Here is a 7,900-nt window from a genome sequence, read left to right on the forward strand (position 1 = left end):
GGTATCATCTCTAAGCTCACTCCGGCGGACGACATTCGACCAGCGTTCCGTCCCGTGGCGATCCGTCTTCTTCGTTGTTTCGCCAAACGACGTTCTCTGTAACATAGTAATGTGCGGAGCCTTCCCACAAACCAACACTTCCTCCGTTCCATTGAGCGATCAACAGGACTAGTGTTCCATCGACGTCGAAGTATGCTACCCTATTATCTTCAGAGGATGATTTTGTTGGAAGGTTTCCCACCAGATCGGCATATCGTTCAATCTCTGAGGTTGAACTGACTCTCGCTTTTTGGGTACCCGAGTCTGCGGCGCGCTTTAGTGTTGCTCGGAGTCGCTGATCCATGATTTCATCAATTGGGATGAAATCGGGATCTTCTAGCAATGAGTCTTCAGGAACATAAGTTTCGTCTGGGTATTTTGGCGTTCCAGCGGGGTTAGCTTCAACCGCAGTTAGTTCTAGTACATAAGACTCAACGCTTCCACGGCTGTTGACGGTTATTCGAAATCCACCAGTCAAATACGGTGAGAAGCCACGAAAGAACCTCGATACCCCTTGATTTAGTTGTATATCGAGATTGAAAGCGACGAACTCTGAATCGCCTTGTTCTTGCTCGGACAGATATGCTTCCTCGTATTCTGTGACAAACTCTGCTGCGGACTCCGTGGTGAGATCCCGTGGCCACTCAACATCGAGATCCTGTGATGTGGGGCACTGATCTGGTAATTCATCCTCATCCTGTGCGTCCGGGTTAGTGATACTTGTACAGCCAGCGAGCCCAACACTAGCGAGAGCCGCTAACACTGTACGGCGGGTGTGAGAAACCATAGACAACGAGTTCCAGTCAAGTGGTAAGTGTCTTGTTGAAACAATTTCTGCGTATCTTAAACATTAAAAGCGAGACACTCTGTCTTGAGCGATCCGTGAGTCACCTGTACTGAACGATCCTATTGGCTGGGGCTGATCACTGCGTTGTGCGAGATACACGCGGTGTATTCAGCACGGAACACCGAAGCCGATCGCCAGTCGGGGGAGGCCGACGGAACCGAGGAGACCTACTCGAGCGCGTCCGCGAGGACGGGCGCGACGCTGACGACGCTACAACCGCGTTCGAGCGTGTCGCTGCCGACGATCCGGTCGACGCCGGCGCCGCGGAGCTTCGTCACGGCGTTGGCCGCGAGCATGGGGTGGACGCAGGCCGCGAGCACCCGCGCCGCGCCGCGCTCGTTCAACACGGCGACCGACTCGCTCATCGTCGACCCGGTGGCGACGATGTCGTCGACGACGACCACGTCCCGCCCCGCGACGGCGGCGTCCGAGGGCGACACCTCGATCGCGCCCGTGTCGCGGTCGCGGTGCTTCTCGAAGTAGTCGGTCTCGCCCGCGCCGTACGCGTCGCGGACCGTCTCGGCGATGCCGACGGCGCCCTCGTCGGGCGCGAGGAACAGGGGGTCGTCGAGGGCGGCCGGCAGCGGCTCCGCGAGGGCGCTCGCGGCGTCGACCGTCTCCACGGGCACGTCGTAGAAGTCGGCGACGCCGGCCTCGTGGGGGTTCACGAGCACGACGCGGTCGGTCCCGGTCGAGACGGCCCGCGCCATCGCCCGCGCCGAGACCGGCTCGCCGTCGCCGAACGACTGGTCCTGCCGGGCGTATCCCATGTAGGGGATCACGGTCGTCACGCGCTCGGCGCCGGCCTCGCGGACGGCGTCCTGCAGTTGGAGCAGTTCGACCCACGCCTCGTCGGCGTCGGTCGCGGCGACGATCGTCGCCTCGTCGCCCGCGAAGTCGGGGACCGCCGCGAGCCCCTCGCCGTCCGGGAACCGGTCGTAGGTCGGCGTCGCCAGCGGCCGACCCGTCTCCTCGGCGAGCGCGGCCGCGAGCAGCTGTGAGCTGGATCCGGGTACGATCATGGGCGACCGTACCCCAGACACCGGTAAACCAGTTTCCTTACTCGCCGGCGCGGTGGAGGGCCTCCCGACCGAGCCCCACGCGAGCGTGTGGCGCACCGGAGCCACAGGGGCGGATATTTACGCGAGCGGCGGATACGACGCCGTAATGACCGAAACAGGAGACCGAGTCGGTCTCGCCTGCCCGTCGTGTTCGCCGGGCGAGGAGACCGTCCACGAAGTGTTACGCCCCGGCGGGCAGGCGACCGTCCGCTGTACCGACTGCGACCACACGTACAAGACCGAGATCCCGGAGGAGGAGACCGTCGGACTGACCGTCATCGTCTCGCAGGACGGCGAGTCGTTCTCGACCGAGATGGACGTGCCGGCGGACACCTACGTCGCGACCGGCGAGGAGTTCGTCGTCGACTCCCCCGACGCCCTGATGCAGGTCCGGGTGACGGGAATCGAGGTCGGGCCCGAACAGCGCGTCGAGGAGGCCGACATCGAGACCGTCGAGACGCTGTGGACCCGCGCGGTCGACAACGTCTCCGTCCCGGTGACGCTCCACCCGAAGGACGGCAACGCCGACGAGACGCGCTCGCTGCAGGTGAACGTCCCCGGCGACCACGAGTTCACCGTCGGCGAGACCGAGACCTTCGGCGAGGAGGAGTTCGTCGTCGAGGGCGTCCAGATCCGTCAGGACGCTCCCGAGTACCGCCACGAGAAACTCGACCACGACGGCGACTTCGCGTACGCCAAGGACTGCAAGCGGGTGTACGCCCGCGACGAGAGTCTGACGGCGTGGTCGGCCTGGTAGGCGGGAGCGGTTCGGGCCGAGCGGTCGCTCCTCGAGACAGTCCCTCCGAAAAAACGGTGGCACCGATGGGGGTGACCCACATCGAACACCGTCTGTCAGTTCGACCGCGGCGTGGTCGAAGCGGCGTTAGATGACGCGGTTCTCCCTGTCTGAGGCATGGTCAATACATGGTATTATAAAAAGAGAACACCACCCTACACAAAATGACTAACCGAACCGACAAAATCGAAGTAGCCGTAACGCCCGCCGAGAAGAACGAGATCCGCGACTGGGTCGATGCGAACCCAGACTACACGTCGATGGCGATGATGCTGCGGACCCTCACAAAGCGAGAGATGGCAGACGGTGGGGGAGAGGAAAAGACTCAGAGTGCGTCGATCGATTCGGAAGAAGTGACTGAAGCGGTTGAATCTGCGCTCGGTGATGTACACGGACGGTTGGAACGCATCGAGGACTCCATCGCCGAACTCGACACAGGCGCACAAGTCCACGATGATATCGAAGACCTCGCTCACAGCGTCGTGGAACAGCTTCCGGTACTAGACGACCCGAGCGAGTTCGAATCGTTCCACCACATCTACAGCGAAACTGAAAATATGGATGCGCGCGAGATGGCGCAGCGAGCAAGCACAGCCGACGATTGGGCCAACTATCTCGACCTCGATGTAAGCCGCACCCGCACCGTTCTCACCAACATGATTGACTGGTATCCGGACGCAAAGTACGCGTACGCAGACCCTGTGGACGATCCTCGGTATGAGATTGACAGTGAAACGCGACGCTACTACCGGGTGGCGTAATCGTGCCTCCACGCTACAAACCCATCAGCGAGTGTCGCGAGTACATCACGGACTACGCTGATGAGCTCGCAGCCGGCACGGACGACAACAACAGCGACAAACGCGCCTCCGCATCAACCAATCGCTACAACCAGGACTTACGCTGGTACGACGGCTGGCTCGATGCAGAAGGGATTGACTCTGCGCTTGACGTCACACCAGCCGTCGCCAACCGGCTGGGACGTGCCCTCTCGAACGAATTCTCCGGGACAACAGGCCGGTATCGATGGGACCGGATCAACGCCATGTACGATTACTTCGCAGACATGGATATGATCGATTCGAACCCGTTGGCCCGTTGGAACAAGCGTAAGGATGAGAAGTGGGGGTTGACGAAGGGCACGGAGCAAGAGGAGCAGTTGGAAGATGGTGAAGACTACGCGGTGAGTGAAAGTGACTTGCGAGTGATGGAAGAGGGGGTGGAACAGAATCGGGTTCGTAATCAGCTGTTGCTTCGGTTCTTATACCAGAGTGCGATGCGGAGAGGTGAGGCATCTGCCGTAACCCTGGATATGATCGACGAGAACGCACGAGAGGTGTATCTCCCGGCGTCTGTGACGAAGAACGGGAGAGAGCGAACTGTCGGGTGGAATCGATCGCTCGACGGGTTGATGCACCGATGGTTACACGGCGGTCTCCGTGATGAGTACCTTGGTGGTCGAGAGCACGACTATTTGTTTGTGGGTGAGCGTGGAGCACCGATGTCGGGTGATGCGATTAACGATGTAGTAGTGACAGCGGCGAACAACGCGGGTATCAACCGGAAGTTGTACGCTGATGCTAACGCGGCAGTTGATGACGATGGGAATCCGATTCCGAACCGATCGAAGATCTCTGCCCACAACATCAGGCACGGCGCAATCACACGTCTTGTGAATAAAACCGATTTACAGGACCTGTACGCTGTGTCTCGCTACGCTGGGCACTCCAGCGTGGAGATTACGGAGAAACGTTACGTCGAGTATGATCCGGATGTCGGGATTCGCGGGGTGCGAGATTACCTTCCAGACTAATTCGGAAACGCCGTTAGCTGGCAAATATGCACTACTGACGCTCTTTTTCTCGCGATATGAAGGGTGTCATTGTATGTGATTAACTAACCGGCGCGTTCTGCGGTGCCGCGCTAATCATCTTTGGTAGGCGGAATGTGGAGCGTCCACACGGCAAGGTCCAACCCTCGGTCCGGATCATGTTTGAACTGGGACCGATACTGTCACCACGACTCGGCCAGTTGACCCATCTCCTCAACGAACAAGTCGTGGTTCTCTGCACCACTCATAATCTGCTTCCGCACTGGCTCCAACCGCTTGTTCTGAACAAACAAACAAAATCACCGCCGACTTCGTGTCACACCACGTCAGATACCGATACAGCTGATCGATCTTCCGTGAAGTACTCCTCTCCTCGCTATGTCGCGCACTCAGCAACAACACGTTCGTTCCGTCGTCAGCACGCAGTGGGATGTCAGACGTTCCCTCGCGATTGAACGTCTCCCCGTTGTAGTACCATCGCTGAAGTTCGGTTCGAGTGGCTCTGTTGAAATCATATTCTTCAGACATATTCTTGCCTAAAACAGCCGGTCGATGAGAGCTGCGAAGTGCGCAGGTGGTTCGGTGTGACCGATATAGATTCTACCTATGGCATTTTGCGTGTAATCCAATTTCGCCAATTGAATTCTGTATCGAATATTCGCAATTGAATGAGTCGTTCCTCAGGTTCTCGTCCTTCTGGGTCTATGTATCGGAGCAGTGGCTTCCCCATCGGATTCGAGTCAATAACATACTCGCCTCCACGACCTCCTACAATTTTTATCATCGGCTTTCCTCCCTCCCCGAAACTGATCTCTCTCACATTGTATCTCGTTGCAGGGTGATGTCGCGACTCAGACTCCCATTCCACCCGGTAACGTTCTGGCTCATCCCAGTCTAATCTGCGAATCGCATCAGCAACCTCATTAGAAGAAGGTGGCTCGTCCGTTGCGTAAACTTCTGTTTCTCCCATATTCTTGACTGAGTATGTATCTACATTAGCTTTCCCAATTGTCATATTTTCCTAACATATGTTGTAGTGGCCTGAATGCGTGGATAGCAAGTGGTAGTAGCAACCTGTTAAACCAGGCAGCGGGTGGTATGACCACTCAGTCGTGGGACAATCGTTGCTAGTACCAGCTTGGTCGGAGCTGTTACTGGGTTGATCCAAGCTGGTACCAACTGCTTAGAGCGCCTATTCAGTTGTTATTTTATTTGTACTGACCGCGACTGGGTCATAATATATCACTTGTTGAGGATCTCAACAGAGCCGCAAATCAGGCTCTGTTGAAACCCCATTTTTAGACACATTATCGTCTGAAACGTCTGGTTGCTGAAGAACGGTGATTCGCCCAACACAAAGGTGACAGGGCGATATGAACCAAGCGGAACACAGTCGTTAAAATATTGGATTAACCCGCACAAAAAACTAGTCGGAGATATTTTGCTTCCCGCTTTAATCCGTGTTCTAGAACCACTACCTATTGATCCCTGACTCCCTTCCCATCCCCACAGGTTTAATCGTGGATGGCGTCTACGGATAGATAGACACCGAGTCCCCGCCGCACACAAAACCAACCCTCCAAACCCCTCCAACCGAACTCACGATGAGCACACACAATACCCCTGACGACAGCACAAGCACAGAGCCAATCAAAGACCTCGACGACACTAACAGCGACTCAGACGAGACCCCAGCGCCAACATACGAAAATCCCTACAAGGATACGACGAACCATCTAAACGCCGTATCGCCAGATAACCCGATCGGGCAGCTATACAGCGGTGATTTTGAAGATGTCGTACGAGCTACACACGTCGCGTACGGTCGATACCACGGCGATGTCACCGAGGGTACCTATACACAGACCACGACTGACACCACTAACACAGAAACAACAGACGTCGTGACTGAAGAATTCCCTACACGAAGCCTGCATTATCACAGCGAGCTCGTCACTCCTGATCACGCAATCGATGCGCTCAAAGAGATGCCGCCGGGCTATAACGATTTTAGGCGAGAGGCAGTCGTCGAGCTGGTGAATAACCTCGCAGCGAACACCAAAATCGGAGTCGCACGAGAATACAGCCCCGCAGTCTACATTTGGCATAATGATCTGCCAAAACTGGCAGACCAAATCAGCGAGCACCTCACCGGAAACAAATACCCGGACGAGATCGGCGTGGTTGACACCGGTGACACACACACTTACCCAGGTAGGCCATCCAGTGACAACTTGGAAGATCAACAACCCAACTCACCGGAGCTCGTCCGCATGTGGTGGGATTAACTTAACAGGTGGGAGGCTTTTGAACTCGTTTCTGAATCCTAGCACCGTCTGAGAATTTTACAAAAACAGCCATTTGAGATCGTCCGCGTCGGGTTCATCAGCGAAAGATATTCTATTAATATGGCTGTTTCAATACTCCCGAGTCTTTCAATCTACTCTCCTGCCGAAGTCAAATTCACCGATTGGGCATGATATCCAGTTTTGGTGAATAGAGGGCTTGGACCCTCACCGCAGGCGTTAACATAAGAGTACTTTGTAGAATCCGATTACTGCACTGGGATCACGATTTCAGAAGAGGCGATTATCTCGTTGTTCGTCGTCGAGTAGTTGTATCGATCCACCCAGTCATCTCGCTCCTCACTCTCTCTGCGAAGATTCCATCTCTGAATCCACTCAAAAGCGCTCCTGATCTGAGTACTGAGTGATCCGACTCCGACGTCTTCTGCGGATTCAACAGGGCAGTTCAGAACAGTTTGTCACTACTTAGTTCAGCTTGGTCAAGTATTGCATTACCTGCTTGGAGGCTTAGGTTATATCCGGTTCCTTCACCGTCTGGTTCTACAGTAATCGTGTAGAATCCGTCATCTATCGTGACGGTAGTGCCAAGTGTCCCACGTGTGGATTCTACGGAAGTTACTTCTGAAGCAGGGGCAAGTGAATAAGTCGGGACTGTCACCTCCTCTCCACTAAGGTAAAATAGTACTCTAGCATCGTCGATACCTCCTGTTTGGGAGGCAATCATATCTAAAATACAGCCACGTCCGTACTGAGAATGAGATACTTCGACTCCTTCTGAAAATTCGTGTTGGCCCATGGTTACTCTATACCAACTCTCTTTGAAGTGTTATGCTTGTGGGAGTGCCGGTTCTGTCAGAGACAACTCACGAGGCGGTTTCGTAAAATAATATCACTAGTATCAGCCGTGGTGATTATAAATATACACGTGTACGGCTCTGTTGAAATCCTCAACTGGTGATATGTTTTTGGAGCCGTGCTGAATACAGCGCGCATGTGTTCATAGGCACGAGGCTCTAGTTT

The 7,900-nt window shown here is 55.5% G+C and carries 7 protein-coding genes; 4 read left to right on the forward strand and 3 right to left on the reverse strand.

Annotation, left to right across the window (positions count from 1 at the left end):
* Positions 1 to 16: 16 nt before the first annotated feature.
* Positions 17 to 826 (reverse strand): hypothetical protein, encoded by an 810-nt coding sequence (locus C469_RS16815; protein ID WP_147587293.1) that lies wholly within the window; start codon positions 824 to 826, stop codon positions 17 to 19.
* 227 nt (positions 827 to 1,053) lie between these two features.
* On the reverse strand, positions 1,054 to 1,908 hold the full coding sequence (prs, locus tag C469_RS12025; protein WP_008006934.1) for a ribose-phosphate diphosphokinase: 855 nt from the start codon (positions 1,906 to 1,908) through the stop codon (positions 1,054 to 1,056).
* Between the two features lie 145 nt (positions 1,909 to 2,053).
* On the opposite strand from prs, the gene C469_RS12030 reads away from it, so the two are divergent.
* The 4 genes from C469_RS12030 to C469_RS16410 all read left to right on the forward strand — a co-directional run bounded on the left by C469_RS12030 (position 2,054) and on the right by C469_RS16410 (position 6,862).
* Positions 2,054 to 2,704 (forward strand): HVO_0476 family zinc finger protein, encoded by a 651-nt coding sequence (locus C469_RS12030; RefSeq protein ID WP_008006936.1) that lies wholly within the window; start codon positions 2,054 to 2,056, stop codon positions 2,702 to 2,704.
* 203 nt (positions 2,705 to 2,907) lie between these two features.
* Entirely contained in the window at positions 2,908 to 3,504 is a 597-nt protein-coding gene (locus C469_RS12035) for a hypothetical protein (protein ID WP_008006937.1), read from the forward strand.
* 2 nt (positions 3,505 to 3,506) lie between these two features.
* Positions 3,507 to 4,556 carry a tyrosine-type recombinase/integrase gene (locus C469_RS12040; protein WP_241430016.1) on the forward strand — a complete coding sequence of 350 codons (1,050 nt, stop codon included), beginning with the start codon at positions 3,507 to 3,509 and terminating at the stop codon, positions 4,554 to 4,556.
* A 1,622-nt stretch (positions 4,557 to 6,178) separates the two neighbouring features.
* The gene (locus C469_RS16410) at positions 6,179 to 6,862 is read left to right on the forward strand and encodes a hypothetical protein (protein WP_008006939.1); all 684 of its coding nucleotides are present in this window, start codon (positions 6,179 to 6,181) and stop codon (positions 6,860 to 6,862) included.
* Between the two features lie 463 nt (positions 6,863 to 7,325).
* Here C469_RS16410 and C469_RS16820 read toward each other — a convergent pair whose 3' ends face one another.
* Positions 7,326 to 7,676, reverse strand: coding sequence for a hypothetical protein (locus C469_RS16820; RefSeq protein ID WP_147587294.1), 351 nt, complete (start codon positions 7,674 to 7,676; stop codon positions 7,326 to 7,328).
* Between the last annotated feature and the right edge of the window lie 224 nt (positions 7,677 to 7,900).

This window comes from Halorubrum lipolyticum DSM 21995, from assembly GCF_000337375.1.
Classification (GTDB): domain Archaea; phylum Halobacteriota; class Halobacteria; order Halobacteriales; family Haloferacaceae; genus Halorubrum; species Halorubrum lipolyticum.